The 24,764-nt window shown below is 66.0% G+C and carries 25 protein-coding genes and 1 tRNA gene; 17 read left to right on the forward strand and 9 right to left on the reverse strand.

Going from position 1 to position 24,764, the window contains the following annotated elements; genetic code table 11:
* Positions 1–2: 2 nt before the first annotated feature.
* Positions 3–1,232 (reverse strand): multidrug effflux MFS transporter, encoded by a 1,230-nt coding sequence (locus tag SMD14_RS07025; RefSeq protein WP_370460766.1) that lies wholly within the window; start codon positions 1,230–1,232, stop codon positions 3–5.
* A 170-nt stretch (positions 1,233–1,402) separates the two neighbouring features.
* Between SMD14_RS07025 and SMD14_RS07030 the strand changes: the two genes are divergently transcribed.
* From SMD14_RS07030 to SMD14_RS07055, 6 genes are all read left to right on the forward strand, one after another.
* The gene (locus SMD14_RS07030) at positions 1,403–2,254 is read left to right on the forward strand and encodes a phage holin family protein (RefSeq protein WP_321215815.1); all 852 of its coding nucleotides are present in this window, start codon (positions 1,403–1,405) and stop codon (positions 2,252–2,254) included.
* A gap of 95 nt (positions 2,255–2,349) precedes the next feature.
* The gene (locus SMD14_RS07035; protein ID WP_321215816.1) at positions 2,350–2,973 is read left to right on the forward strand and encodes a CDP-alcohol phosphatidyltransferase family protein; all 624 of its coding nucleotides are present in this window, start codon (positions 2,350–2,352) and stop codon (positions 2,971–2,973) included.
* Complete coding sequence (locus tag SMD14_RS07040; protein WP_157238629.1) at positions 2,973–3,881, forward strand: DMT family transporter; 909 nt, start codon at positions 2,973–2,975, stop codon at positions 3,879–3,881. Before SMD14_RS07035 ends, SMD14_RS07040 begins: the two co-directional genes overlap by 1 nt.
* A gap of 165 nt (positions 3,882–4,046) precedes the next feature.
* The gene (locus SMD14_RS07045; protein WP_321215817.1) at positions 4,047–5,243 is read left to right on the forward strand and encodes a glycosyltransferase; all 1,197 of its coding nucleotides are present in this window, start codon (positions 4,047–4,049) and stop codon (positions 5,241–5,243) included.
* Between the two features lie 76 nt (positions 5,244–5,319).
* Positions 5,320–5,393 (forward strand) — tRNA-Ile (locus tag SMD14_RS07050).
* Between the two features lie 145 nt (positions 5,394–5,538).
* A complete protein-coding gene (locus SMD14_RS07055) occupies positions 5,539–6,729 on the forward strand; it encodes an acyl-CoA dehydrogenase family protein (RefSeq protein WP_321215818.1) in 1,191 nt (396 codons plus the stop codon).
* A 36-nt stretch (positions 6,730–6,765) separates the two neighbouring features.
* Here the strand turns inward: SMD14_RS07055 and SMD14_RS07060 are convergent, their stop codons facing one another.
* Positions 6,766–7,335, reverse strand: a complete 570-nt coding sequence (locus tag SMD14_RS07060) for a M23 family metallopeptidase (protein WP_321215819.1) — start codon at positions 7,333–7,335, stop codon at positions 6,766–6,768.
* Between the two features lie 470 nt (positions 7,336–7,805).
* Here SMD14_RS07060 and rpsB point away from each other — a divergent pair, with 470 nt between their 5' ends.
* The 6 genes from rpsB to SMD14_RS07090 all read left to right on the forward strand — a co-directional run bounded on the left by rpsB (position 7,806) and on the right by SMD14_RS07090 (position 12,829).
* Positions 7,806–8,699 carry a 30S ribosomal protein S2 gene (rpsB, locus tag SMD14_RS07065; RefSeq protein WP_157238627.1) on the forward strand — a complete coding sequence of 298 codons (894 nt, stop codon included), beginning with the start codon at positions 7,806–7,808 and terminating at the stop codon, positions 8,697–8,699.
* 129 nt (positions 8,700–8,828) lie between these two features.
* Complete coding sequence (gene tsf / locus SMD14_RS07070; protein WP_157238626.1) at positions 8,829–9,665, forward strand: translation elongation factor Ts; 837 nt, start codon at positions 8,829–8,831, stop codon at positions 9,663–9,665.
* Between the two features lie 141 nt (positions 9,666–9,806).
* The gene (gene pyrH, locus SMD14_RS07075; protein WP_321215820.1) at positions 9,807–10,544 is read left to right on the forward strand and encodes a UMP kinase; all 738 of its coding nucleotides are present in this window, start codon (positions 9,807–9,809) and stop codon (positions 10,542–10,544) included.
* A 129-nt stretch (positions 10,545–10,673) separates the two neighbouring features.
* Positions 10,674–11,231 (forward strand): ribosome recycling factor, encoded by a 558-nt coding sequence (gene frr, locus SMD14_RS07080; protein WP_321215821.1) that lies wholly within the window; start codon positions 10,674–10,676, stop codon positions 11,229–11,231.
* The gene (locus SMD14_RS07085) at positions 11,231–12,154 is read left to right on the forward strand and encodes a phosphatidate cytidylyltransferase (protein WP_157238625.1); all 924 of its coding nucleotides are present in this window, start codon (positions 11,231–11,233) and stop codon (positions 12,152–12,154) included. The genes frr and SMD14_RS07085 overlap by 1 nt, the downstream gene beginning before the upstream one ends.
* Before the next feature lie 90 nt (positions 12,155–12,244).
* Positions 12,245–12,829 (forward strand): DivIVA domain-containing protein, encoded by a 585-nt coding sequence (locus SMD14_RS07090; RefSeq protein WP_321215822.1) that lies wholly within the window; start codon positions 12,245–12,247, stop codon positions 12,827–12,829.
* 32 nt (positions 12,830–12,861) lie between these two features.
* Here SMD14_RS07090 and SMD14_RS07095 read toward each other — a convergent pair whose 3' ends face one another.
* The 4 genes from SMD14_RS07095 to SMD14_RS07110 form a co-directional block, all read right to left on the reverse strand.
* Positions 12,862–14,328, reverse strand: a complete 1,467-nt coding sequence (locus tag SMD14_RS07095) for a cation acetate symporter (protein WP_321215823.1) — start codon at positions 14,326–14,328, stop codon at positions 12,862–12,864.
* A gap of 7 nt (positions 14,329–14,335) precedes the next feature.
* Positions 14,336–14,686: a DUF485 domain-containing protein gene (locus SMD14_RS07100; protein ID WP_321215824.1), complete on the reverse strand. Its 351-nt coding sequence runs from the start codon at positions 14,684–14,686 to the stop codon at positions 14,336–14,338.
* Positions 14,683–15,399 (reverse strand): LytTR family DNA-binding domain-containing protein, encoded by a 717-nt coding sequence (locus tag SMD14_RS07105; RefSeq protein ID WP_157238623.1) that lies wholly within the window; start codon positions 15,397–15,399, stop codon positions 14,683–14,685. Before SMD14_RS07105 ends, SMD14_RS07100 begins: the two co-directional genes overlap by 4 nt.
* A 66-nt stretch (positions 15,400–15,465) precedes the next feature.
* The gene (locus tag SMD14_RS07110; protein WP_321215825.1) at positions 15,466–16,662 is read right to left on the reverse strand and encodes a histidine kinase; all 1,197 of its coding nucleotides are present in this window, start codon (positions 16,660–16,662) and stop codon (positions 15,466–15,468) included.
* A 183-nt stretch (positions 16,663–16,845) separates the two neighbouring features.
* On the opposite strand from SMD14_RS07110, the gene SMD14_RS07115 reads away from it, so the two are divergent.
* Both SMD14_RS07115 and SMD14_RS07120 read left to right on the forward strand, forming a co-directional pair.
* The gene (locus SMD14_RS07115; RefSeq protein WP_321215826.1) at positions 16,846–17,226 is read left to right on the forward strand and encodes a DUF485 domain-containing protein; all 381 of its coding nucleotides are present in this window, start codon (positions 16,846–16,848) and stop codon (positions 17,224–17,226) included.
* Positions 17,223–18,839, forward strand: coding sequence for a cation acetate symporter (locus SMD14_RS07120; protein ID WP_157238620.1), 1,617 nt, complete (start codon positions 17,223–17,225; stop codon positions 18,837–18,839). The genes SMD14_RS07115 and SMD14_RS07120 overlap by 4 nt, the downstream gene beginning before the upstream one ends.
* 112 nt (positions 18,840–18,951) lie before the next feature.
* Here the strand turns inward: SMD14_RS07120 and SMD14_RS07125 are convergent, their stop codons facing one another.
* Both SMD14_RS07125 and SMD14_RS07130 read right to left on the reverse strand, forming a co-directional pair.
* Entirely contained in the window at positions 18,952–19,509 is a 558-nt protein-coding gene (locus SMD14_RS07125) for a hypothetical protein (RefSeq protein ID WP_321215827.1), read from the reverse strand.
* Between the two features lie 161 nt (positions 19,510–19,670).
* Entirely contained in the window at positions 19,671–20,144 is a 474-nt protein-coding gene (locus tag SMD14_RS07130; protein ID WP_157238619.1) for an Lrp/AsnC family transcriptional regulator, read from the reverse strand.
* Between the two features lie 194 nt (positions 20,145–20,338).
* Between SMD14_RS07130 and pdhA the strand changes: the two genes are divergently transcribed.
* Genes pdhA through SMD14_RS07145 form a run of 3 tightly spaced genes read left to right on the forward strand, consistent with a single transcriptional unit; the run spans position 20,339 to position 23,915 of the window.
* Positions 20,339–21,508, forward strand: coding sequence for a pyruvate dehydrogenase (acetyl-transferring) E1 component subunit alpha (gene pdhA, locus SMD14_RS07135; RefSeq protein ID WP_321215828.1), 1,170 nt, complete (start codon positions 20,339–20,341; stop codon positions 21,506–21,508).
* Complete coding sequence (locus tag SMD14_RS07140; protein WP_321215829.1) at positions 21,508–22,518, forward strand: alpha-ketoacid dehydrogenase subunit beta; 1,011 nt, start codon at positions 21,508–21,510, stop codon at positions 22,516–22,518. The genes pdhA and SMD14_RS07140 overlap by 1 nt, the downstream gene beginning before the upstream one ends.
* An 8-nt stretch (positions 22,519–22,526) precedes the next feature.
* Positions 22,527–23,915, forward strand: coding sequence for a dihydrolipoamide acetyltransferase family protein (locus tag SMD14_RS07145; RefSeq protein ID WP_321215830.1), 1,389 nt, complete (start codon positions 22,527–22,529; stop codon positions 23,913–23,915).
* A gap of 46 nt (positions 23,916–23,961) precedes the next feature.
* On the opposite strand, the gene SMD14_RS07150 is transcribed toward SMD14_RS07145, so the two are convergent.
* Positions 23,962–24,645 (reverse strand): TetR/AcrR family transcriptional regulator, encoded by a 684-nt coding sequence (locus tag SMD14_RS07150; RefSeq protein WP_321216235.1) that lies wholly within the window; start codon positions 24,643–24,645, stop codon positions 23,962–23,964.
* Positions 24,646–24,764 lie beyond the last annotated feature (119 nt).

Here is a 24,764-nt window from a genome sequence, read left to right on the forward strand (position 1 = left end):
CGTCAGTGGATCGATGGGACGGTGCGCGGCCGGACTACCAGCCAGAGCGCCGCGATGGCCAGCAGGATGCACACTGCCTGCACCGCTCCCATGGGAGCAGCGCTGGTGATGCCCAGCCAGCCAACCACGGGGGAGATGAGGCCGGCCATCATAAAGGTCGAGAAGCCCAGCAGGGAGGCTGCAGTACCCGCCTGGGCAGCGTGGCCGGCCAGGGCGAGCACCTGGACGCAGGGGAACATGAAGCCCGTACCCATGATGTAGAACCACAGCGGAACCATGACTCCCCACAGGCCAAACCCCAGCTGGTCGAACACCACGATCAGCATGGCCATCAGGAACATCCAGGCTGTGGCGCCGGCAAGGATCCACTGCGGCGGCACCCGACGGATGAGGCGGGAACTCGTTTGGATGCCGGCAACAATGCCCAGCGAGTTGATGCCAAAGAGCAGGCCGTACTCCTGGGGCGAGAAGCCGAAGATGTCCTGGAACAGGAACGGCGAGGCTGAAAGGTACGTGAACAGGCCGCCGAAATTCAGGCCGGCCACCAGCAGCAGGCCGACGAACACGCGGTCGCCGAAAAGGATCCGGTAACGCTGGCGGACCGTCATGCCGCCATGCCGGCGATTTTCCGGGGGAAGGGTCTCCCGCACCAGGAACAGCGAGGCGATGATCACCAGCGTGCCGTAGGCGGCAAGGAACACGAAGATCCCGGGCCATGCCATTACCAGGAGCAGCTGTGAGCCGATCACGGGGGCCAGGATCGGCGCCAGGCCGTTGACCAGGGACATGCGGGAAAACATCTTCACCATCGCGTAGCCGGAGAAAAGGTCCCGGACCATCGCCATGGCCACGACACCGCCGCCGGCAGCACCCACGCCCATAAGGACGCGGAATATGCCCAGGGCGGTGATGTCCGTGGAGAGGGCAGCCCCCAGGGACGCCGCGATGTGCAGCGCCGTGGCCAGGATGAGGGGCGTCCGGCGGCCGAACTTGTCGCTGAACGGGCCCACCACGAGCTGTCCGATCGCAAAGCCCACGGTGGTTCCCGCCAGGGTCAGCTGGACCTGTGCCTCGCTCACTCCCAGGCTCGCCTCCAGGGCGGGGAACGCAGGAAGGTAAAGGTCGATCGTGAACGGACCCAGGGCGGTCAGGGCACCGAGGAGGAGGATGTACAGGAGTTTCCGGCGGCGGCTCAACAGATCGCCCGGATTGCTGGGGATGGTCACGGAGATCAATCCTAGGCCCGCAGCGGCCAACTTTGCAGCGTTGTAGGAGGTGCCGCCCGGCAAGCCCCGAAGTTCGTCCTTAACCTGAATGATAGTTTTGGTGCGGGGACTGTGCGGCTGCACTTTCCCGCAGCACACGGAAGCCGATTCGACCCATGACCAGTAAGGCGGAACCGATGAGCGGACGTCACAGCGGGCGTACCAGCCAGGGATTGCGCATCACAGCGCTCCCAGGGACGCTAAAACTCCTTTTCCGGTTGGCGCCGCGCCAGCTCAATGACGAAATCGCCTTCGCGAAGATCGAGCTCAAGCGCAAGGGAATCCAGGTCGGAGTAGCCGCTGCGTTCTTCGCCGTAGCCCTCGTCTTCCTTTTGTTCCTGGTGGTGGGCCTTATCGTTGCGGCCATCATGGGCCTGGCAACCATCATGCCCGCCTGGCTGGCCGCGCTCCTGGTGTCGGCGGCCTTCCTGCTGATAGCACTTATCGGCGGCCTGATCGGTGCAAGGAAATTTAAGAAGGCCATGCCGCTCCTCCCGGAGGAGACCATCCGCGGCATCAAGCACGATATCGGTGTGGCCAAGGAAGGTTCCGCCTTCAACGCCGCAGTCCTGGATCCGCAGAGTCCGGAAGGCAAGGCCGCCAAAGCCGCGAAGGATGAAGCCGCGGCCAAGGCCAAGGCCGAGAAAGCGGCCAAAGCGGCTGAGCACGACAAGGAATTCCCGCACGCATCCGAGCCGGAGCTGGCCCGCCGCCTTAACCAGCGCCGCCACCACCTCACCGAAGTGCGCGACGAACTCGGCACTGAACTGGATGTCAAGACCCAAGCCCGGTACCTGCTGGCCTCCGCCCAGGACAAGCTGCGCGAAGGGCAGGCCTTGGCCGGCCACGGCCGGGATGTTGCAGGGCGGAAGTTCGCCGCCCTGTCCGGGTCCGCCGACCTTGACAAGCGCTGGAAGCCGCTGGCGGCCTTCATCGCCGCGGGGACTGTCTTCCTGGTGCTGGTCCGGAAGCTCCTGCGAACGTACTAGGGCAGGTGGCGGGCCCGTCCCGGTAACCCGCAGAAGGTCCATCGCTGGAACGGCAAGGCGCTCGCAGGGGGCGGCAGGAAGGAAAGGGGCACGGGGTGAAGTTCATTGGTGCCGGCTCCCGTCCCGGACGCCCCCAGGTGGACCATGACCGGGTGTTCACCATTCCCAACCTGCTCACCGTGGTGCGCTTCATGGGCGTCCCGCTCTTCATCTGGCTTGTCCTGGCGCAGAAGGAATACGGTGCCGGCGTAGTGGTCCTGGCGGTTATGGCCGGCACGGACTGGATTGACGGCTACATCGCCCGCCGCTTCGACCAGACCTCCAAGCTCGGCCGGGTCCTGGACCCCATCGCCGACCGCCTCGCCCTGATCGCCGTGGCTGTCACGCTGGTGATTGCCGGCGTCGTCCACTGGCTGTACCTGGCCGCGCTGGTAGTCCCGGACGCCGTCCTGCTCGCCCTGACGCTGTCCTTCTTCCGGGGGCACCCGGACCTCCCCGTCAGCGTGGTGGGCAAGGTGCGCACCGGCCTGCTGCTGCTCGGGACGCCGATGCTGGTCCTTTCACGGCTGGATACGGGATTCTCCGGCGAGCTGTTCGTCGCCGCCTGGATAGTGCTCGGGCTTGGCCTGGTTGGCCACTGGATTGCCGCCTACAACTATTTCTGGGCCATCCTGCGGAAGGGCAGAATGCAGGCACAACACGACGACGGGACCACCTGATGGTGTGGATGGCGGTGGTGCTTGCGCTGCTGGGCGCCTTCTGCCTGGCCCTCGGCGCACAGCGCCAGGGAAGCGCCGTCAAGGCGGACACCGGCGGCCTTGCCCTGAGCTCCAACGGCTTCCTGCGACTGCTTCGGAATCCCCGCTGGGTGTTCGGCCTCCTGCTGCTGTGCGCCGGCATGGCCATGAATGCCGTGGCACTCGTATCCGCCCCGCTCACGGTCGTCCAGCCCATCGGCGCCATCGCCCTGGTGATCACCACCATCATCAATGCACGGGACCAGGACCTCACCATCAACCGGGCAACGGTGGTGGCCATCGCCGCCTGCGTGACGGGCTCCGCGCTCTTTGTCCTCCTGGCGGTCAACGTCACCCAGGAAAACCACCACGTGAGCGTGGAGGACGAGCTCACGATCGTGCTGCTGCTTGCCCTCGCCGTTGGAGTCTTCGGCACGCTCGCCGTCATGTTCAAACACCGGATCAATGCCTTCGTCTACATCCTGGGCGCCGGGGTGCTCTTTGGCTTCGTAGCCGTCCTCACCCGGATCATCGGCAAGCATCTGCTCGACCCGAACGGGCTGTTCCTGCTGAACGTTCAGTGGTACTCCGTGGTGGCCCTAATCGCTGCCGGCGGGCTGGGGTCCTGGTTTGTCCAAAACGCCTATTCCTCCGGCCCGCCGGACCTCGTGATCGCAGGACTCACGGTGATTGACCCCTTGGTGGGCATCGCGATCGGCATTGTGATCCTCGGTGAACTGCGCCCGGATGTCCACGCCGTGATGGCCATTGCGATGGGAACCGCGGCCTCCCTTGCTATCGTTGGGGTGATCGCCCTTTCCAGGCACCACCCCGAGGTCACGAAGCGCAAGAAGGACGCGCGGAAAGCCGTGGGCCGGGCGGTGCGTTAGCCGGCTGTCCAACACATCTTGTCCAGCAAATACTGTCCAGCAGATTTCCACCCCAGATCCAGATCCCGTCAACCCAAATTCACCACGAGGCCAGGCACCATGTGCATCGGCCAGCCGTGCTGCCAGTTCATGCTGTCCGCACCGTGACCATCAGGAGCTCTCCACGTGACCACGCCCGCCGACCAGCGTCCCCTGACCATACTGATTGCCGCGGACACGTATCCGCCCCATATCAACGGAGCAGCCCAGTTCGGCTACCGCCTGGCCAAGGGAATGACCGGCCGGGGACACGACGTGCACGTCCTGGCCTGCCGCGCGGACAACGGAAAGAGCTTCACCGAGTTCCGCCCGGAAGGAACGGTCCACAGGCTCCGTTCCCATGGGGTTCCCACACACGAATACTTCCGGATCTGCCTCCCCTGGGAAATCAAGAAGGAAATCAGCCTTCTTTTCGACCGCGTGCAGCCGGACGTGGTGCACATCCAGAGCCACTACATGATCGGCGAGCACGTCCTGTACGAGGCCGTGAAGCGCGGTGTGCGGATCGTTGCCACCAACCACTTCATGCCGGAAAACCTCAACCCGTTCCTGCCGTTTCCGCAGTGGTTCAAGGACATCATCGGCCGTATCTCGTGGAAGGACATGGGGAAGGTCATGGGTAAGGCGGACGTAGTCACCACGCCCACCCCGCTGGCGGCAAAGGCCATGCACCAGCACGCCTTCCTGCGCAAGGTGTTGCCGCTGTCCAACGGCATCGACTCCGCAGCCTACGAACTGCAGCCGGGGGAGCAGATCGATCCCCACCCGTACCCAACGGTGATGTTCGCCGGCCGGCTGGCCGAGGAGAAGCACGTGGACGTGCTGATCGAGGCCATCAGCAAGACCCCGCCGGAACTGAACGTGCACCTGGAGGTTGTTGGCGGCGGCGAGGTGCGCTCCGCCCTGGAGGAGCTCGTCGATCGGCTCGGGCTGCGGGACCGGGTAAAGTTCCTCGGGCTCGTCACCGACGAGGAGCTGCGGAAGGCCTATATCCAGGCGGACCTCTTCTGCATGCCGGGAACTGCCGAGCTGCAGTCGCTGGTGACGCTGGAGGCGATGTCTGCTTCCACCCCGGTGGTGTTGGCGGATGCCATGGCGCTGCCGCATCTGGTGCGTGACGGCGAGAACGGGTACCTCTTTACCCCCAACGACAGCGATGACCTCGCCAAGAAGATCACGCGGATCCTGGAGCTGCCGGCCGCTGAGCGCGCTGCCATGGGCCACGCCAGCCGGCAGATGGTGGAGCCGCACAGCATCCAGGGAACGCTGCAAACCTTTGAGGACCTTTACCGGGGCGCGGCGTTCGAGGACAAAGTGGTCTGAACGCTTTCCCGGGTTTGCTAGAGTGTTTTTGCCCTGCAGGTACGCCTCGGTTTGAGGCGGGCCGCCGCGGGGATTCGGGGCTATAGCTCAGCTGGTTAGAGCGCGGGACTCATAATCCTAAGGTCCTCGGTTCAAGTCCGAGTAGCCCTACATCTGCGGAAAACCGCGGCCGACGACCATCGTCGGCCGCGGTTTTCTTCCTTTAAGGCCACAATGTGCGGTATGTTACTCATCAGTAACTTACCGGGCTTCTTCCACGGAGCACGGGTCACCGCTGATCACTTGTGAGGTAACCATGTCAACAGCCGCTGCAGGCCTCAATGACCTTCCCTATGCTGACGGCGACTTCTTCGCCTTCGAGCAGCTGCTCAACGGAAAGGAACAGGACCGGCTGGCAGAGGTCAGGGAGTTCCTGGCGCGGGAGGTCAAGCCCATCGCCGTGGACTTCTGGAACCGTGGCGAATTCCCGATGGACCTCATCCCCAAGCTGGCCGGCATCGACCTGGTCAGCCCGGTACGCCGGCAGGGCTATTCCAACCTCTTCGCGGGCCTGGTCCACGCAGAGGTGACCCGGGCCGACGCCTCCATCTCCACCTTCATGGGCGTCCACGACGGCCTGTTCACCGGCTCCATCGAAGCCCTTGCATCCCAGGAACAAAAGGACGCCTGGCTTCCTGACATTTACGCCCTGAAGAAGATCGGCGCCTTCGGGCTGACGGAACCGCTGGGCGGCAGCGACGTTGCCGGCGGCACCCGCACCACCGCCCGCCGGGAGGGTGGCAGCTGGATCCTCAACGGAGCAAAGCGCTGGATCGGCAACGCAACGTTCTCCGACTGGGTGGTCATCTACGCCAGGGATGTGGACGACAACCAGGTCAAGGGCTTTCTCGTGGACACCACGCTGGAGGGCTTCAGCGCCACCAAGATCGAGAACAAGATCGCACTGCGGACTGTACAAAACGCCGACATCACCCTGGACAACGTGCTGGTCCCGGACTTCTTCAAGCTGGCACACGCCAACAGCTTCCGCGATGTCAACAAGGTCCTGAAGGTCACCCGGCTGGGCGTCGCCTGGCAGGCCGTGGGCCAGCAGCTGGCCGCCTTCGATGTGGCCCGGCGCTACGCCGTTGAACGCCACCAGTTCGGCCGGCCGCTCGCATCCTTCCAGCTGGTCCAAAGCCAGCTGGTGCAGATCCTGGGCAATGCCGTCAGCTCCATGGGCATGATGGTCCGGCTCTCGCAGCTGGAGGACGCAGGTCAGGCGCGCGACGAGCAGTCCGCCCTCGCCAAGGCCTTCACCACGGCGAGGATGCGCGAGAGCGTGGCGATCGGCCGGAGCATCCTGGGCGGCAACGGCATTGTGACGGACTTCGAGATGGCCAAGATCTTCGCCGACGCTGAAGCCATTTACTCCTATGAAGGCACCCACGAGATCAACACCCTGGTCACCGGCCGCGCCATCACCGGCATCTCCGCGATCGTCTAGCCTTGCCGGCCTGCCGCGGCGCCCCCGGGCCGGGCATCAGGGCGGCGCTTCGAGCGGCAGGAGGATGGACGGCCGCAGATCCATGACGAACTGCAGCGGATTGACGTAGTCGTCCCCGCGCCGCACACCCCAGTGCAGGCAGGGCGCTGCCGGGCAATGCCCCGGAAGTACCGTGCCGACAGGCTGCCCGGCTGCAACCGCGCTGCCTGGCGCCAAGGTGCTAGCAACCGGCTCAAAGCTGCTCCGCAGCCCGTTGCCATGGTCGATGGTGATTACCGGGCGGTCCACCACCACTCCCACGAAGCTGACGGTGCCCGCGGCCGGCGACGTGACGTGTGCGCCGTCGGACGCTGCTCCCAGGTCCACGCCCCGGTGGCCGCTGAGCCAGGGCTTCGGGGGCGGGTCAAAATCCCGCAACACCAGGGGGCGGGGGCTGAGGGGCCATTGCCAGGAGGGTGTGGCCAGGCCGGCGGTGGGGTCCGAAGCCGCCTTCACCATGGCTGCCGGGGGTTCAACGTAGGCCGGCGCCGCGGCGAGTGGCTCCCCGGCCGGGGACAGCGAGGCGGGCACCAGGAGGAACGCCGCGAGCAGCAATGGTGGTCTCATGCCACCAGCGTGCGCCCGCCCTGAATCATGCGGCGAGTGGCGGGTGCGGCTATGTGGATAAGGCGCGGGCCGGCGCCGTTCCTGTCCTCGTCAGTGTCCTCTGGCCGAGGGTGCCTGTAGTACACTTGATGGAGCAGTTTGCTGCGCCCTCAACGCCTTCCGTCCAGCGGCTATCCAGTGGTTCTTCCAACGGTATATGTTCCTGTCCGGGCGGCGTCGGCACATCTCATTCAGGAGTGTGGGGGAGCGGCGGCTGACTACGCGCATCCAGCCCTCCATCAGCAACGCCCAGGCCAAGCTGGCGGAGGATCAGGCCTCTTGCGGTCGGGACTCCGGTCCCGATGGGAAGCCTGATGGATGCCAGGAGCACGGCCCGTCCGGGCCACGCTAATCAACCGTCAACTATTGGCAGGGTAAGAAGCCTCCGGGTTTTCTCATGAATGACCTGCCGGAAAATAAGGAGCGTCGGAATGCCCGTCGTAACCATGCGCCAGCTGCTTGACAGCGGCGTCCACTTTGGACACCAGACCCGCCGTTGGAACCCGAAGATGAAGCGCTTCATCTTCACCGAGCGCAACGGCATCTACATCATCGACCTTCAGCAGTCGCTGTCCTACATCGACCGCGCCTACGAGTTCGTGAAGGCCACCGTTGCCCACGGCGGCACCGTCCTCTTCGTCGGCACCAAGAAGCAGGCCCAGGAAGCGATTGCCGAGCAGGCAACCCGCGTTGGCCAGCCCTACGTCAACCAGCGCTGGCTCGGCGGCATGCTGACCAACTTCCAGACGGTCGCCAAGCGCATCCAGCGCATGAAGGAACTCGAAGAGATCGACTTCGACGACGTCGCCGGTTCCGCGTACACCAAGAAGGAGCTGCTGCTCCTGAAGCGCGAACTCACCAAGCTGGAGTCCAACCTCGGCGGTATCCGCAACCTGACCAAGGCACCGTCCGTGCTCTGGATCGTGGACACCAAGAAGGAACACCTCGCCGTCGACGAGGCCAAGAAGCTGAACATCCCGGTTGTTGCCATCCTGGACACCAACTGCGATCCGGATGAGGTCGACTTCCCGATCCCGGGCAACGACGACGCCATCCGCTCCGTCAACCTCCTCACCCGCGTTGTTGCAGACGCCGTTGCCGAAGGCCTCATCGCGCGCAACAGCCGTGGCACGGGCGCTACTGAAGCTCCGGAAGAGCCGCTGGCCGAGTGGGAGCGCGAGCTCCTCGAAGGCAGCAAGGCCGAAGCTGCAGCGCCGGCAGAAGAAGCTGCCGCACCCGCCGCCGCTGAAGCTGCCGCACCCGCCGCTGCTGAAGCTGCTGCTCCGGCGGAGGAAGCTGCGGCTCCTTCCGAAGAAGCCAAGTAACACAAGTAGATCCGGATTTTCCGGCGCCGTCCTGCGGCAGCCGGAGCTGCTGACAGGATGGCGGCCCGCCACGGGCTGCCGTCCTGTCGGTCCGTACACCACAACAAATTTCTAGACAGAGGGGTTCACATGGCGAACTACACTGCCGCGGACATCAAGGCCCTGCGCGAGCGCACCGGCGCCGGCATGATGGACGTCAAGAAGGCTCTTGACGAGGCCAACGGCGACGCCGAGAAGGCCATCGAGATCATCCGCATCAAGGGCCTGAAGGGCGCCACCAAGCGCGAAGGCCGCTCCACCGCTGAAGGCCTGGTGGCCGCAAAGGTCAGCAACGGCGTCGGCGTCATGATCGAGGTCAACTGCGAGACCGACTTCGTTGCCAAGGCTGACAAGTTCATCCAGCTGGCGGACAAGGTCCTGGCTGTTGCCGTCGAGTCCGGCGCTGCCGACCTCGAGACCCTGCTCGCCGCTGATGTTGACGGCAAGCCCCTCTCCGAGGTCGTCGTCGAAGAAGGCGCCGTCCTGGGCGAGAAGGTTGTTGTCCGCCGCATCTCCCGCATCGAGGGTGCAACGGTCGACGCTTACCTGCACAAGACCTCCAAGGACCTGCCGGCCCAGGTCGGCGTGCTGTTCGCTGTTGACGGTGAAGGCGAAGCTGCTGCCACCGCAGCCCACGATGTCGCAGTCCACATTGCTGCCATGGCCCCGAACTACCTGACCCGCGAGGACGTTCCGTCCGACCTGGTGGAGTCCGAGCGCCGCATCGCCGAAGAAACCGCCAAGGCCGAGGGCAAGCCCGAAGCCGCCCTCACCAAGATCGTGGAAGGCCGCGTTACCGGCTTCTATAAGGGTGAGGTCCTGGTTGACCAGGCATTCGCCAAGGACGCCAAGAAGTCCGTGGCACAGGTCCTCGCTGAGGCCGGTGTCAAGGGAACCGCGTTCACGCGTTTCCGCGTCGGCTCCTAGCCGAAACTGCAAGGGGGTGGCCACTTCGGTGGCCGCCCCTTTTGCATGCGCGGGGGAAGGCACCGTCCGGGACAGGCCCGCATGGGACCTTTGGCCGCGCAGCAGGATAACCTTTTTAGAGTTCACCAACGGGAAGGCATCATGGAAGCCGTCAACACTGTAATCCAGCCAGAGAAAAGTCGACGCCGGGTCCTCCTGAAGCTCTCCGGCGAGGTCTTTGGCGGCGGGAAGCTGGGCGTTGACCCGGAGACCGTCCGCGACGTCGCCAAGCAGATCGCCGCAGCCGTGCCCCAGGTGGAGGTGGCCATCGTCGTGGGCGGCGGCAACTTCTTCCGCGGCGCCGAACTTTCCCAGAGCGGCATGGACCGCTCCCGCGCCGACTACATGGGCATGCTCGGCACCGTGATGAACTGCCTTGCCCTCCAGGACTTCCTGGAACAGGCCGGCGTCGAAACCCGCGTCCAGAGCGCCATCACCATGGGCCAGGTCGCCGAGGCCTACATTCCCCGCCGCGCCATCCGCCACATGGAAAAGGGCCGCGTGGTCATTTTCGGTGCCGGCGCCGGGCTGCCGTACTTCTCCACCGACACCGTCGCGGCGCAGCGGGCCCTCGAGGTCCACGCCGACGTCGTCCTGATGGCCAAGAGCGGTGTGGACGCCGTCTACACCGCCGACCCCAAGAAGGACCCCACAGCAGAGCGGCTGGAAACCCTTAGCTACGACGATGCGCTCCGCCGGGACATCCGGGTCATGGACCAGACGGCCATGACCATGTGCAAGGACAACAACCTTTCCATGGTGGTCTTTGGGATGGAAGGCGAAGGCGACGTCACCCGCGCCATCCTCGGCGAAAAGCTGGGCACCCTGGTGACCGCCTAGCTGCGGCTAGGATGTTTTCAGGACAGTTCCGTCCGTGCCCTTAGGGGCACGGACGGACCAGCAACAGAGAACCACGTTGTGTGCAGCGACCCGGCCACCCGGCCTGCACCAGGACCTTCAGGAGAGACCGTGATCGAAGAAACCTTGCTCGAAGCCGAAGAGAAGATGGACAAGGCAGTAGAGGTAGCCAAGGAAGACTTCGCTTCCGTCCGCACCGGCCGCGCCAACCCGGGCCTGTACAACAAGGTGCTGGTGGAGTACTACGGCTCGCCCACGCCGCTGCAGCAGCTTGCCTCGTTCGCCATCCCGGACGCCCGCACCATCCTCATCACCCCCTTTGACAAGACGGCCCTGCGCGACATCGAGCGTGCCCTCAGCGATTCCGAGGTGGGCGCCAACCCCTCCAACGACGGCAACGTCATCCGGATCACCATCCCGGAGCTGACCAAGGAACGCCGCAAGGAATACGTCAAGATCGTCAAGACCAAGGGCGAGGACGCCAAGGTGTCCATCCGCAACATCCGCCGCAAGGCCAAGGAAACCCTGGACAGGCTGGTCAAGGACGGCGAGGCAGGGGAGGACGAGGGCACCCGCGCCGAGAGGGAGCTGGACAGCCTCACCAAAGCCCACGTGGACGGCATCGATGAGCTGCTCAAGCGCAAGGAAGCAGAGCTGCTCGAAGTCTGATGGGCCAGGCAGATCAGGCCCCGGCAGCCAGGGCGCGCATACGGGGGAAGCAGCCCAGGAGCAACCCGACGCCAAAGGCCGGACGTAACCTTCCGGCCGCCGTCGTGGTGGGTCTGGCCATGTTGTTTGCCGTGCTGGGTGGCCTGTTGCTGCTCCCGCTCGGCTTCGTTGCGGTAACCACCACCTTCGCTATCTTCGGCGTCTGGGAAATCTACCGCGCCTTGGAGGCAAACGGGACCAGGATGCCCATCGTGCCGGTCATGACCGGTACGGTGGCCATGCCTTTTGCCGCCTACCTCGGGGGCATAGAAAGCCTCCTGTTCGCCATGCTGCTGAGCTCTGTGGCGGTGCTGCTCTGGCGATCCGTCGAAAGCGCCGCCGGCTCGGCCAACAGCATCTTCGCGGGCGTCTTCACACTGGGCTGGGTGCCGTTCTTCATCAGCTTCGCCGTGCTGCCGCTGCACGCCGCCGGCGGTGCCACCCCGCTGGGGCTGTGGCCGGGCGGGACGATCCCCCAGGGCGCCTGGCAGGTGGCAGTGATGCTCCTGCTGGTGGTTTCCAACGACACCTTCGGCTACCTGGTGGGGGCGTCGCTGGGCAAGCACCCCATGGCGCCCAAAATCAGCCCCAAGAAGTCCTGGGAAGGATTCGCCGGGTCCATCGGCGGGGCCATGCTCATCGGCATCCTTGCCTGCCTGTTTGTACTCGACAAACCCTGGTGGGTGGGCATCGTCCTGGCGGTTGGCCTGGTTGCTGCTTCCACCGCCGGAGACCTCGCTGAATCGATGGTCAAGCGCGAACTGGGCATCAAGGACATGAGCAGCATCCTGCCCGGGCACGGGGGAGTCATGGACAGGCTGGACTCGATCGTCTTTGCGTCGCCGGCAGCGTTCATCCTCTACGGGCTGGTGGCCGGTGCCTGACACAAACACCGCCGGAACGGCAGATCACCCCCGGGCACAAATAAGCTGGTGCGGAAGTACTACGGCTGAAGAGCATTGAAGGAAGCAAAAGTGGCATTGGACATTCATCGGCAGATCCCTGCATCCTTTGAACGCGTGAAGCGCGGTGAGTATGGCTACAACGCCAAACAGGTGGACCAGTTCCTGCAGCGTGCCCGGGTGTCATTGGAGACCCCGGAATCAGCGGCCCAGCCCATCAACAGTTCAGACGTCAGGGCTGTCTCCTTCGATCCCGTCAAAGGCGGGTATTCGGCCGCGGTGGTGGATGCCGCGCTGGACCGGCTCGAGGACGCCTTCGCCCGCCGGGAGCGGGACGAGCTGATCGCAGCCCGCGGCGAAGAGGCCTGGCTGCGCGAGATCGGAAACTTATCCGGCATCCTCCGCGGGAGGCTGCACCGCCCAGACGGCGACCGCTTCCGTCGCCCCGCCAAGAAGAAGGCGCGCAGCTACAACACGGCCGACGTCGACCGGCTGTGCCGCGAGCTGATTGCCTACCTTGAGCAGGACAAGCCCCTCAGCGTGGACAGTGTGCGCCGGGCCGTGTTCCGCCCGGCCGTGGGCAGGGAGGGGTACGAGGAATCGCAGGTGGACGCGTTCCTGGACCGCGTCGTGGAGCTGATGGCTGCCATCGACTGAGCCGCCGGCCAGCCGCCGGCCTGCAGGAGAGCTCAGCGCTCGGTGGCGAGCGGGCGCTCCGGGGTGTGCAGCCGGGTCATCACCCTGGCCATGGTTCCCGGGATCCGCTGCACCGTTGCGCGGGACACGATGACCATCACGGCGAAGGCCGCGGGAACAGTCCACGCTGCCGGCTGGGCGAGCCAGCCGGGCGTGTTGGCTGCCCCGGCCAGGGCGCCGATGACCATTGCCCCGCCGCACAGGACTCCGCCGGTCAGCATGCCGGCGATGGCACCGGCGTCGGTAAGTCCCCGCCACCAGATCCCCAGCAGCAGCACCGGGCACACCGTGGAGGCGGTAAAGGCGAAGACCAGCCCCACGCTCCCTGCCAGGGCGGAGGAGTCGGTCATGAACGCAAAGCCCAGGGGAACAACGGCCGAAATGACGGCTGCGAGCCGGAAGCTGCCGACGCCTGCGCCCAGGACGTCCTGGCTGATGACGCCGGCCAGGGAAACCACCAGCCCCGACGTGGTGGAAAGGAAGGCCGCGAAGGCCCCCGCCACCACCAGCGCGGACAGCAGGTCGCCCGCCGTCCCGCCCACGAGTTCTCCCGGCAGCAGCAGCACCATGGCGTCCGCCTGGCCGGCGCGCGCCAGGCCGGGAGCGAACATCCGCCCCACGAGCCCGTAGGCGGTGGGAAACAGGTAGAACACGGACAGCAGGCCCAGGACGATCAGCGTGGTGCGGCGGGCGGACTGGCCGTCGGGGTTGGTGTAGAAGCGCACCAGCACATGCGGCAGGCCCAGGGTTCCAAAAAGCAGGGCCACCAGCAAGGACACGTTCTGGTACAGCCCGGCAGGAGCCACGCCGGTGGGATTGACCGCAGGCGCAGCCAGGGCAGGCGCCCCGGTGTCCGCGAGCACGAAGATGATGAAGAGGATGGGAACGGCCAGCGCGGTGAGCTTCAGCCAGTACTGGAACGCCTGGACGAACGTAATGGAGCGCATGCCGCCTGCCACCACGGTGAGGCATACCACGATCACCACCGCAACGGACCCCACCCAGGACGGCAGCCCGGTGGTGATGCGGATGGTGAGGGCGGCGCCGTGGAGCTGCGGCACGATGTACAGCCAGCCCACCAGCACCACCACCAGGCTGGTGACTTGCCGCACCGGCCGGGAGTCAAGCCTGGCCTCGGTAAAGTCGGGGATGGTGTAGGCGCCGGACCGCCTCAGCGGCGCCGCCACGAAGAGCAGCAGCATCAGGTACCCTGCCGTGTACCCGACAGGGAACCACAGCGCGTCCGTTCCGGACAGCAGGATCAGCCCGGCGACACCCAGGAAGCTGGCAGCGGACAGATATTCGCCGCCGATCGCGGACGCGTTCCACCATGGCCGGACCGTGCGGGAGGCGACGTAGAAATCACCCGTGGTCCGCGATATGCGCAGGCCGTAGAAGCCGATGACGGCGGTGGCCAGGGAGACACCCACCAGGGCAGCTATTGCGATGCCGGGGTTCACGGTTCCCTCACTGGTCCTCGGCCAGGTCCCGGTACCGTGCCTCGTTGCGGGCCGCCGTCCGGATGTACAGCCAGGCGCTGAGCCCGATCACCGGGTAGATCCCGGCCCCCAGCAGGAGCCAGGCGAACGGAATGCCGGCCACCGGGGTTTCGGCCAGCCCGGGGACGGCCGTGAGCAGCAGGGGGAAGGCGGCAAGGATCACCAGGAAGCCTCCGGCCACCACCAGGGCCAGCCGCAGCTGGGACCGGATCAGGGACCTGACAAAAACCTGTCCGACTTCGGAGTTCTGGGCGGCTTCCCGCGTCTCCTTGGCCGGCCGCACCGCAGTCCGCGGCGCCGTTACGCGCACCCTGGTCATGTATTGGGCCTGATCCGGGTGGCCTCGAGCTTCTCCCGTACCGTGGGCAGGTGGCGCCTGCTGATCGGCAGGCCCGCGCCCGCCACCGTGACGCTGGGACCGTCGGCCGCGAGCTTCATCGAGGTCACGTGCTTCAGGGCCACCAGGTAGGAGCGGTGCGTCCGGATGAATCCGGCGTCCGCCCACTGCTGCTCAAGGTCGGCCAGCGGAACCCTGATCAGGTAGCTTGCCTCGGCGGTGTGGAGGCGCGCATAGTCGCCCTGCGCCTGGACGTAGGTGACGTCGTCGCGCCTGATCATCCGCGTGGTCCCGCCCTGGTCAACCGTGATCATCTCAGGGGCGGCGCCGCCGTCGCGCAGTTCACTGATGCGCCCCACGCAGCGGGCCAGGCGCTCGGCCCGCACCGGCTTGAGCAGGTAATCCACCGCAGCGAGTTCAAAAGCGTCGAGCGCGTGGTCCTCGTCCGCCGTCACGAACACGACGGCGGGCGGCCGGCTGCTCCCTGCGATGGCACGGGCAATATCCAGCCCGGACATCGCGGGCATGTGGATGTCCAGGAAGACGGCGTCGACTGAGGCGGAGGAGAGGGCGTGGAGGGCTTCGCTGCCGGAGGTGGCCCGGAGGACCGTTCCAACGCGTTCGTCCCTGCCCAGCAGGAACGCCAGTTCCTCAACGGCGGGCAGCTCATCATCAACGACGAGGACGTTAATCATGCTCCTAGGGTAGCTTTCCGGAGCCTGCGGCTGGCGCCGGAGGTGGCCGGCACGGGCCGGGGCCGGTCACGCATCGTGGCCCGGCTGCGACTTGGGTACCCGCATGGTGATCAGGGTTCCTTCTCCGGGGGCGGTCTCGATCACCAGCCCGTGGTCGTTGCCGTAGACCTGGCGGAGGCGGGCATCGACGTTCCGCAGGCCCACATGCTCGCCGTCGGTGTGGCCGGCCAGCATGGACTGGAGCTGGGCAGGGTCCATGCCCACGCCGTCGTCCTCAATGGTCACCTCGGCGAAGGCACCGGCGTCGTTGGCCGTGATGCTGATGTGCCCGGGCCCCTCCTTGGCTTCGAGCCCGTGCCGGACGGCGTTCTCAACCAGCGGCTGCAGGCTCAGGAACGGGATGACGGTGCTGAGTACCTCCGGCGCCACGCGAAGGCTCACCTGGACGCGCTCGCCGAACCGCGCCCGTTCCAGGAGCAAGTACCGGTCGATGCAGCGCAGCTCCTCGGCGAGCGTGGTGAAGTCCCCGTGCCGCCGGAAGGAATAGCGCGTGAAGTCGGCGAACTCCACCACGAGCTCCCGGGCCCGGGCGGGATCCGTATTGATGAAGGACGCGATGGCGTTGAGCGAGTTGTAGATGAAGTGGGGGCTGATCTGGGCCCGCAGCGCCCGCACTTCGGCCTCCATCAGCTGGGTGCGTGAGGCGTCCAGCTCCGCGAGCTCCACCTGTACCGCCACCCAGTCCGCCACTTCGCTGGTGGCCCGGACAAGTCCCGCGCCGGCGGTCGGGGCGAACGCTGCGACGGCGCCCACCACCCGGGAGCCGGCCCGCACCGGCGCGATCACGCAAGCGAGCGGGCCCCCGGTGGTGTCCGTGGCGGGGCCGGCGTCCCCGGCCGGGAGCACGGCCGTCCGGCCGCTCGCCAGGACACCGGCGGCGAGGTCCATCAGCCGCGGTTTGAGGTCTTCACCGGCACCGTCCCATGCCAGCACGCCGGAGGTATCCATGATCGCCAGTGCGTCGCAACCCAGCAGGGCACGCAGCTGGCGGCCGGCCTTGGCTGCGCCCGCGGGGTTGAGCCCGCGGCGGAGGTGCTGGCCCGCCTGGGAGGCGGCGTGCAGCGTGTGGTAGGTGGCGCGCTCGGCGTCGGTGCCCAGGTCCCGGAAGGACCGGAGCACCTTGAGTCCCACGCCGACGACGACGGCGATGGCCATGGCGATGACGGCCACGGCTGCGGCAGTCAGGAGGGGGGAGTCCGGCATGGTGCCCAGCGTAGCCGCGGGTGCCGTTTGTCGCAGCATCCCAACCGTTGAGCGACCGCCTGCGGGCTAAGTCTGGATTGTGGCACCCCGCACGCAGCAGAGTGATTGCAGTCACATTTGCGGTGCCCCGTTTCCGGGGCCTGCCGTTGGGTGTGTCCAGGCAAGTCTCAACGAGGAGGAACGATGGGTAACGATGCCCACACTCCGGACGCAGCGGCGTCCGTGGACTTCGAGCAGGTCCAGTCGACGGAGCAGTTCAAGGAACTGCGCAAGCGTCACCGCAGCTTTGTCTTTCCCATGGCAGTCGCATTCCTGCTGTGGTACTTCGCATACGTCCTGCTCGCCGACTACGCCGTGGACTTCATGTCCACGAAGGTCTGGGGCAACATCAACGTGGGCCTGATCCTCGGCCTGCTCCAGTTCGTGTCAACGTTCGCCATCACCGGCTGGTACGTCAGCTACTCCAACCGGCGGCTGGACCCCATCGCGAAGGAGATCCGGGACGAGATCGAGGGTCACGAATTCGACAAGCACGGGAACCGAGTGAGCGGAGTTAACAAATGATCGGCATCGCCACCGCGGTGGACGTGGCCGCCCTCAAGGACACCACGCTGCTGAACATGGGGATTTTCGGGCTGTTCGTGGCCGTGACCATGGTGATCGTCTTCCGCGCCAGCCGGAACAACAAGACCGCCGCGGACTACTACGCGGCAGGACGTTCCTTTACCGGCTCCCAAAACGGAACTGCCATCGCAGGAGACTACCTCTCGGCCGCCTCGTTCCTGGGCATTACCGGCGCCATCGCCATCAACGGCTACGACGGCTTCATGTACTCCATCGGCTTCCTCGTGGCCTGGCTCGTGGCCCTGCTGCTCGTTGCCGAACTCCTCCGCAACACCGGCAAGTTCACCATGGCCGACGTCCTGTCCTTCCGGCTGAAGCAGAGGCCGGTCCGCATCGCCGCCGCCATCTCCACCCTCGCTGTCTGCTTCTTCTACCTCCTCGCCCAGATGGCAGGCGCCGGAAGCCTGATCTCGCTCCTGCTCGGCATCAGCGACTGGGGCGGGCAGTCCCTGGTGATCATCGTCGTCGGCGCACTCATGATCATGTACGTCCTCATCGGCGGCATGAAGGGCACCACCTGGGTGCAGATCATCAAGGCGATCCTGCTCATCGCGGGCGCCGCCGTCATGACACTGTGGGTCCTGGCCATCTACGGCTTCAACCTCTCCAACCTCCTGGGCGCCGCAGTGGAGACAGCCAACAACCCGGCCGTCCTCAACCCCGGCCTGCAGTACGGCAAGACCGAAACCTCGAAGCTCGACTTCATGTCACTCGGCCTTGCCCTGGTCCTGGGCACGGCCGCCCTGCCGCACGTGCTCATGCGCTTCTACACGGTCCCCACGGCCAAGGAAGCCCGCAAGTCCGTGGTCTGGTCCATCTGGCTGATCGGCCTCTTCTACCTCTTCACCCTGGTGCTGGGCTACGGTGCAGCCGCCCTGGTGGGGGCCGATACCATCAAGACCGCACCGGGCGGCGTGAACTCGGCTGCCCCGCTCCTGGCCTTCTATCTCGGCGGACCGCTGCTGCTGGGCTTCATCTCGGCCGTGGCGTTCGCCACCATCCTCGCCGTCGTGGCCGGCCTGACCATCACGGCTGCGGCTTCCTTTGCCCACGACATCTACGCCAGCGTCATCTCCAAGGGCAAGGCCGACGCCGACACTGAGGTGAAGGTGGCCCGGCGCACCGTCGTGGTCATCGGCGTCCTTGCCATCCTGGGCGGCATCCTCGCCAACGGACAGAACGTGGCGTTCCTCGTGGCGCTCGCGTTTGCCGTCGCCGCCTCCGCCAACCTGCCCACCATCATCTACTCCCTGTTCTGGCGCAGGTTCACCACCCAGGGTGCGGTCTGGAGCATGTACGGCGGCCTGGGCTCCGCGATCGTCCTGATCATCTTCTCGCCGGTGGTCTCCGGTGCGGCCACCTCGATGGTCAAGGACGCGAACTTTGCGCTCTTCCCGCTGAGCAACCCCGGCATCGTCTCCATTCCGCTGGCGTTCCTGCTGGGCTGGCTGGGCACTGTCCTCGACAAAAAGCGCGAGGACACCGCCAAGCAGGCCGAAATGGAAGTCCGCTCCCTCACCGGGGTGGGCGCCGAAAAGGCCACCAGCCACTGACCTGCGCCAGCCGCCGGCCTTCATCAGCCGCCGGCGTGGGGCACAGGCAGCGAAGAGCCTCCGTACCGGGAACATTCCCGGTACGGAGGCTCTTCCGTTCCTGCCGAAGCCGCTAGCCTGCGGGCCTGAGTTTGATGTTGGTCATCTTGAGCTCGTCGGCTCCTTCAAAGCGGTAGGCGAGGTCCACCTCTTTGCCCTCGCAGGTGATGAGTCCGACAATGTCTGCCGACTTGGTCCCGTTCTCGGTGCCGACCTTAAGGTCGTTGTACGCCGGTTTGCAGGATTCGTCCATCTCCAGGCTTTTGATGCCGGAAATGAACGCCTCCTTGGACAGCTGCTCCTTCAGCGCCGGGTCGAGGTACTCGTCGTAGGCTTTGGAGCTGTCCCCGGCGATCACCAGCTTTGTGAAGCCGTCCGCCAGGCCGCGAGCCTGGTTGGTGGCGCTGCCCGCTATGTTGACCAGGATGATGATCCCAAGGACCACCAGCAGCAGGACGCCGCCGGCGCCGGCCAAAAAGATCCACAGTTTCCGCCGGTTCCTGGGCGGCGGCTGTCCCGGGAGCCCGAAGGGTGCGGCGTCCGGGTCCTGCCCGAAATGCGGCTGCTGCGGCAGTTGCCGGGACCCAAGGCCGGCGCCGCCCGGCTGGTACGGTTCCTGAGGAGTGCTCAAAATGGAGCCTTTCGGGAAAAGTGGTGCTGCGCACCGCTCGGTGGCGGGGATCCTGTGCCGGCCCCGCCAATTAACTGGCACCAGCCTATAGTGCGGGCCGCCAGCGTCGTACTCCAGCCCGCCTCCCGCCGTCGTACTTCCCGTTGATTCGGGACAGCCTGCTAGCCGCGTTCTGAACCACGGTCAAGCAGGGGCTGCACGCGGAAGGGAATGAGTTCGCCCATGGCCAGGGCCGTGTCAGTCCTGTCCACGCCTGCGCACGCCAGGATCTTCCCGTTGATCCGGAACAGGTCCTCGGCGTCCAGTGCAACCACCCGGAGCAGCAGGTCCGCCGACCCCGTCAGGCCGTAGCCCTCAAGGATCTCGGGGATGGCTGCAAGTTCCTTCGCCAGCTGGGCGAGCCGCTGCTGCTGGACATGGACGGAGATGAAAGCCATCAGCGGGTAGCCCAGGGCGGCCGGGTTTATCCGCCGCTCGAAGGACAGGAAGACGTGCCTTTTTTCCAGCTGCGCCATGCGCGCCTGCACGGTATTGCGGGACAGGCCAAGCTTCTGGGCCAGCGCCACCACCGTCTTCCGGGGATCCTGGGCCAAGGCCGAGAGCAGGCGGGTGTCGGTGCCATCCAAGGCTTGCATAATGCGCAACGTTAGCACGGTCCCGCGCCGCCCCGCAGAGCATTTTGCTCAATGATCACGCCGGTGGTTGTACCTCCTGAGCATTGTGAGTAGGGTCACAATATCCGGGGCAAAGACGCCCGGGCGGCCGGCGGCGAGCGGGACCACAAGTCCCAAAACCACAGGTCAACCACGTGAGAAGATTGCGGGCTATCGTGTCTACAGACCAAACGGGCCAGGGCGGTTCCACCGCCTCCACCAGCGCCCGGTACCCCCATGGACAGGGACGTGACCTGGTCCAGTTGGTCACCCCTTCCGGCGAGCGGGTCAGCCATCCGGAGTTCGACTACTGGGTCAGGGACATCACTGACGAGCAATTGTGTTCCCTTTATGAGGACATGACCGTCATTCGGCGCATCGACGTCGAGGCAACGGCCCTGCAGCGGCAGGGCGAGCTAGGGTTGTGGCCGCCGCTGCTGGGACAGGAGGCGGCGCAGATCGGTTCGGGCCGGGCGCTGCGCAGCGACGACTTCGTCTTCTCCAGCTACCGGGAGAACGGGGTGGCTTACTGCCGCGGAGTGGACCTGACGGACCTCGTGCGGGTGTGGCGAGGCAACGCGTCCTCGGGCTGGGATCCCTACACGGTCAACATGGCCACCCCGCAGATCATCATCGGCGCCCAGACCCTGCATGCCACCGGCTACGCCATGGGCATCCAGAACGATGGCGCAGATTCGGTGGCCGTGACCTATTTCGGCGACGGCGCCACCAGCGAAGGCGACGTCAACGAGGCAATGGTGTTTGCCGCAAGCTTCCAGGTGCCCGTGGTGTTCTTCTGCACCAACAACCACTGGGCAATCTCCGAACCTGTCCGGCTCCAGTCCCACATCCAGCTCGCGGACAGGGCTGCCGGGTTCGGCATCCCCAGCCTGCGCGTGGACGGCAACGACGTCCTGGCGGTCATGGCGGCAACCCGGGTGGCCCTGGACCGGGCACGGCGCGGCGGCGGCCCAACCTTCATCGAGGCGGTCAGCTACCGGATGGGCCCGCACACCACGGCGGATGACCCCACGCGCTACCGCGACGCCAACGAACTCGAGGACTGGGCTGCCAAGGACCCGATCAGCCGGATTGCCGCCCTCTTGGACCGGAAGGGCCTGCTCACCGAAGAACTGCAGCAGCAGGTGAAGGACAAGGCCGACGCCGTGGCGCACGAGATGCGCACGGGGTGCACCACCATGCCGGACCCGGAGCCGCTGGACGTCTTCAAGCACGTCTACAGCACACCCAATTCCTGGCTGGACCGGCAGCAGGACCACTATGCCCGCTACCTGGCCTCCTTCGGTGATCCCGCAGGGGCCGTCTCAGAAGAAGGTGCACGCTGATGACCCAGATGACCTTTGCCCGTGCCATCAATGCCGGCCTGCGGAAGTCCCTCGAGAACGATCCCAAAGTGGTTCTCCTGGGCGAGGACATCGGCACCCTCGGCGGCGTGTTCCGGGTTACCGACGGGCTGCAGAAGGACTTCGGGACGCACCGGGTGGTTGACACGCCACTGGCTGAATCGGCCATTGTGGGCACCGCCGTCGGCCTGGCCTACCGCGGCTACCGCCCGGTGGTGGAAATCCAGTTCGACGGTTTCGTCTACCCCGCATTCGACCAGATCGTCAGCCAGGTTGCCAAGATCCACTACCGCACCCGCGGGGCCGTGAAGATGCCCATCACCATCAGGATTCCGTTCGGCGGGGGCATCGGCTCACCCGAGCACCACTCCGAATCTCCGGAGGCCTACTTCACCCACACGTCAGGCCTTCGCGTGGTGACCGTTGCCGATCCCCAGGACGCCTACACCGTGATCCAGCAAGCGATCTCCTGCGACGACCCCGTGCTCTACTTTGAACCCAAGCGCCGCTACCACGACAAAGGCGAGGTTGACGAGGCCCTGGACCCTGCCGCCGCGGAGCCCATGGGCCGGGCACGCGTCCTGGCCACTGGCACCGACGTCACGCTGGTGGCCTACGGCCCGCTGGTCAAGACCGCCCTCGATGCAGCTTCCGCGGCCGCCGACGAAGGGATTTCAATCGAGGTCATCGACCTTCGCTCGCTGGCGCCGGTGGACTATGACACGGTTGTTGCCTCCGTGCGCCGGACCGGGCACCTGGTCATTACCCACGAGGCCGGGCAGTCGGGCGGCCTGGGCGCAGAAGTGGCAGCGAGCATTACCGAGCGGTGCTTCTACTACCTGGAAGCCCCGCCGGTCCGCGTCACCGGGTTCGACATCCCCTACCCCTACTCCAAACTTGAAATGCACCATTTGCCAGGCCTGGACCGAATCCTCGACGGCGTGGACCGTGCCCTTGGCCGGCCGAACTCCCTCAGCGGGCTGGAAGGATGAGCGCCACCATGATCAAGGAATTCCGGCTGCCGGACCTGGGCGAGGGACTCACTGAATCGGAGATCCTCAGCTGGAAAGTGGGAGTGGGCGATACCGTCAGCCTGAACCAGGTGATTGCGGAAGTTGAAACGGCCAAGGCAGTGGTGGAGCTCCCGTCCCCGTTTGCCGGGGTCGTCAAGGAACTGCACGAACAGCCGGGCACCGTCGTGGAGGTGGGCAAGCCTATCGTCTCCTTCGAGGTGGCGGACGACGCCGGGCAGGCACCTTCGGGCGGAGCGCGGGAGGCCGCGCCTGAAGCGCCGAAGCGGGAACCGAACCTGGTGGGCTACGGCGCCGTCCCCGAAAGCACCGGCCGGCCCGCGCGGCGGCCGCGGAACTTCCCGGTGGCAGGGAATGTGGCAACCCGTGTCCAAACCAAACCTGTCGAAACCAAACCTGTTGAACCCAAACCTGTCGAAGCAAGCCCTGTCCAAAGCGAACCTGCGGCCGAGCGCCCCCGGTCCACGCCGCCGGTCCGGAAGCTGGCGAAAGACCTCGGGGTGGACCTGGCATCGGTGGCCGGCACCGGTCCGCAGGGGCTGATTACCCGCGAGGACGTGCACCACTTTGTGGAGGGCACGTCCACCGGCGTTGGTGCAGGCGCTGTCACGGGCCACGATGCTGCCACTCCGACCGCCGGGCAGGCGTATCCGGGTGGACGGGAATCCCGGACCCCCATCAAGGGCGTCCGGAAGCTCACGGCCGCCGCCATGGTGCAGAGTGCTTTCACTGCACCGCACGCCACGGAATTCCTGACCATCGACGTCACTCCCGCCATGGAGCTGCTGGCCAGGCTCCGGGACGGCAGGGAATTCGCGGGATACAAGCTGACCCCGCTGACCCTGGCGGCGAAGGCACTGCTGATTGCGCTCCGGCGCAATCCGTCGCTCAACTCTCACTGGGATGAGGAAAACCAGGAGATCGTCACTTTCAACTACGTCAACCTCGGCATAGCGGCCGCCACGCCGAGGGGCCTCACGGTGCCCAACATCAAGGACGCGGACTCACTCTCCCTGGCCCGGCTGGCAGAAGCACTGACAGCGCTCGCAGAAACCGCCCGGGCCGGCAAGACCTCGCCGGCGGACCTGTCCGGAGGCACCATCTCCATCACCAATATCGGCGTCTTCGGTATAGACGCCGGCACCCCCATCCTGAACCCGGGGGAAGCGGCGATCCTGGCACTCGGAGCCGTGCGGAAGATGCCCTGGGAGCATCGCGGGGAAGTTGCACTGCGCCAGGTGATGACCCTGAGCCTGTCCTTTGACCACCGGCTGGTGGATGGTGAGCAGGGTTCGCGTTTCCTCGCCGATGTGGGTGCCATCCTGGCCGACCCCGGCATGGTCCTCACGATGGTCTAGGTCACGGACGGCCCTGGCCCGCTTGAGCGTTGCTGCCCGGCACCGCTTATGCGGTCCGGGGCCGTTCGTGGGACGTGGCGTCCACCAGCAGCGCAGCCAGCGCCATGCTCTCGAGCAGCGGACGGGCGGTTCCGGCGGCCACCTTCCGGCCGTGGCTGCGGACCGAGTGCGGGGTGGAGTTGATCAGGCCAAATGTGGCATGGGCCCTCATCCGGAGCTCTGAACCGTCCGTCGCGGGATGGAGCCTGGCGAGGACGTCCACCCAGACCTCCACGTAGCTGCGCTGGAGGATCCGCACCGCCTCCTGGTCCTGTTCGGACAGGCTGCTGAAGTCCCTGTCCTGGACGCGGATGACGTCCGGCTTGCCGAGGGCAAAATCCACCTGGAACTCCACCAGTCCCCGCAGGGCGGCCAGGGGATCGGCATTGTCCGCCACCACCCGGCGCCCGCCGTCGAGCAGTTCCTGGCTGACAGTGACCAGCAGGTCGGCCAGCACCGCCTGCTTGCCCGGAAAGTGGCGGTACACGGCCGGGCCACTGACGCCGGCGGCAGCACCGAGGTCCTCCAGGGACACCCGGTTGAAGCCGTGCAGGGCAAAGAGTGACGCGGCAGCGGACAGCAGCGCCTGGCGGCGGTTCTCCTTCGCCCTGCTCCGCTGCGTTGTACTGCTCCGCTGCGTTGTACTGCCGCGCTGGGTGGTGGCGCTGCGCTGCTGGGTGTTGCCGGGCAGCGCAGTATTGCCGCGCTGGGTTGTACTGCTGCGCTCGCCGGCCGGCGCCGCGTCGGTGCTTCGCACGATTCCTCCTCGGACCCGGAGAGTCTAGCAAGGCAGTCCCTGTGTTGGACATC

This window comes from Pseudarthrobacter oxydans (genome assembly GCF_034258515.1).
Taxonomy (GTDB): Bacteria; Actinomycetota; Actinomycetes; order Actinomycetales; family Micrococcaceae; genus Arthrobacter.

What these genes read in the sequence shown, in the direction of transcription:
- SMD14_RS07115 (WP_321215826.1), top strand. Translation starts at nt 16,846, where the DNA reads ATGGGTAACGATGCCCACACTCCGGACGCAGCGGCGTCCGTGGACTTC.
- SMD14_RS07100 (WP_321215824.1), bottom strand. Translation starts at nt 14,686, where the DNA reads ATGACCAGGGTGCGCGTAACGGCGCCGCGGACTGCGGTGCGGCCGGCC.
- tsf (WP_157238626.1), top strand. Translation starts at nt 8,829, where the DNA reads ATGGCGAACTACACTGCCGCGGACATCAAGGCCCTGCGCGAGCGCACC.
- SMD14_RS07040 (WP_157238629.1), top strand. Translation starts at nt 2,973, where the DNA reads ATGGTGTGGATGGCGGTGGTGCTTGCGCTGCTGGGCGCCTTCTGCCTG.
- pyrH (WP_321215820.1), top strand. Translation starts at nt 9,807, where the DNA reads ATGGAAGCCGTCAACACTGTAATCCAGCCAGAGAAAAGTCGACGCCGG.
- SMD14_RS07145 (WP_321215830.1), top strand. Translation starts at nt 22,527, where the DNA reads ATGATCAAGGAATTCCGGCTGCCGGACCTGGGCGAGGGACTCACTGAA.
- SMD14_RS07060 (WP_321215819.1), bottom strand. Translation starts at nt 7,335, where the DNA reads ATGAGACCACCATTGCTGCTCGCGGCGTTCCTCCTGGTGCCCGCCTCG.
- SMD14_RS07140 (WP_321215829.1), top strand. Translation starts at nt 21,508, where the DNA reads ATGACCCAGATGACCTTTGCCCGTGCCATCAATGCCGGCCTGCGGAAG.
- SMD14_RS07110 (WP_321215825.1), bottom strand. Translation starts at nt 16,662, where the DNA reads ATGCCGGACTCCCCCCTCCTGACTGCCGCAGCCGTGGCCGTCATCGCC.
- SMD14_RS07130 (WP_157238619.1), bottom strand. Translation starts at nt 20,144, where the DNA reads ATGCAAGCCTTGGATGGCACCGACACCCGCCTGCTCTCGGCCTTGGCC.
- SMD14_RS07120 (WP_157238620.1), top strand. Translation starts at nt 17,223, where the DNA reads ATGATCGGCATCGCCACCGCGGTGGACGTGGCCGCCCTCAAGGACACC.
- SMD14_RS07085 (WP_157238625.1), top strand. Translation starts at nt 11,231, where the DNA reads ATGGGCCAGGCAGATCAGGCCCCGGCAGCCAGGGCGCGCATACGGGGG.
- SMD14_RS07105 (WP_157238623.1), bottom strand. Translation starts at nt 15,399, where the DNA reads ATGATTAACGTCCTCGTCGTTGATGATGAGCTGCCCGCCGTTGAGGAA.
- SMD14_RS07030 (WP_321215815.1), top strand. Translation starts at nt 1,403, where the DNA reads ATGAGCGGACGTCACAGCGGGCGTACCAGCCAGGGATTGCGCATCACA.
- SMD14_RS07055 (WP_321215818.1), top strand. Translation starts at nt 5,539, where the DNA reads ATGTCAACAGCCGCTGCAGGCCTCAATGACCTTCCCTATGCTGACGGC.
- rpsB (WP_157238627.1), top strand. Translation starts at nt 7,806, where the DNA reads ATGCCCGTCGTAACCATGCGCCAGCTGCTTGACAGCGGCGTCCACTTT.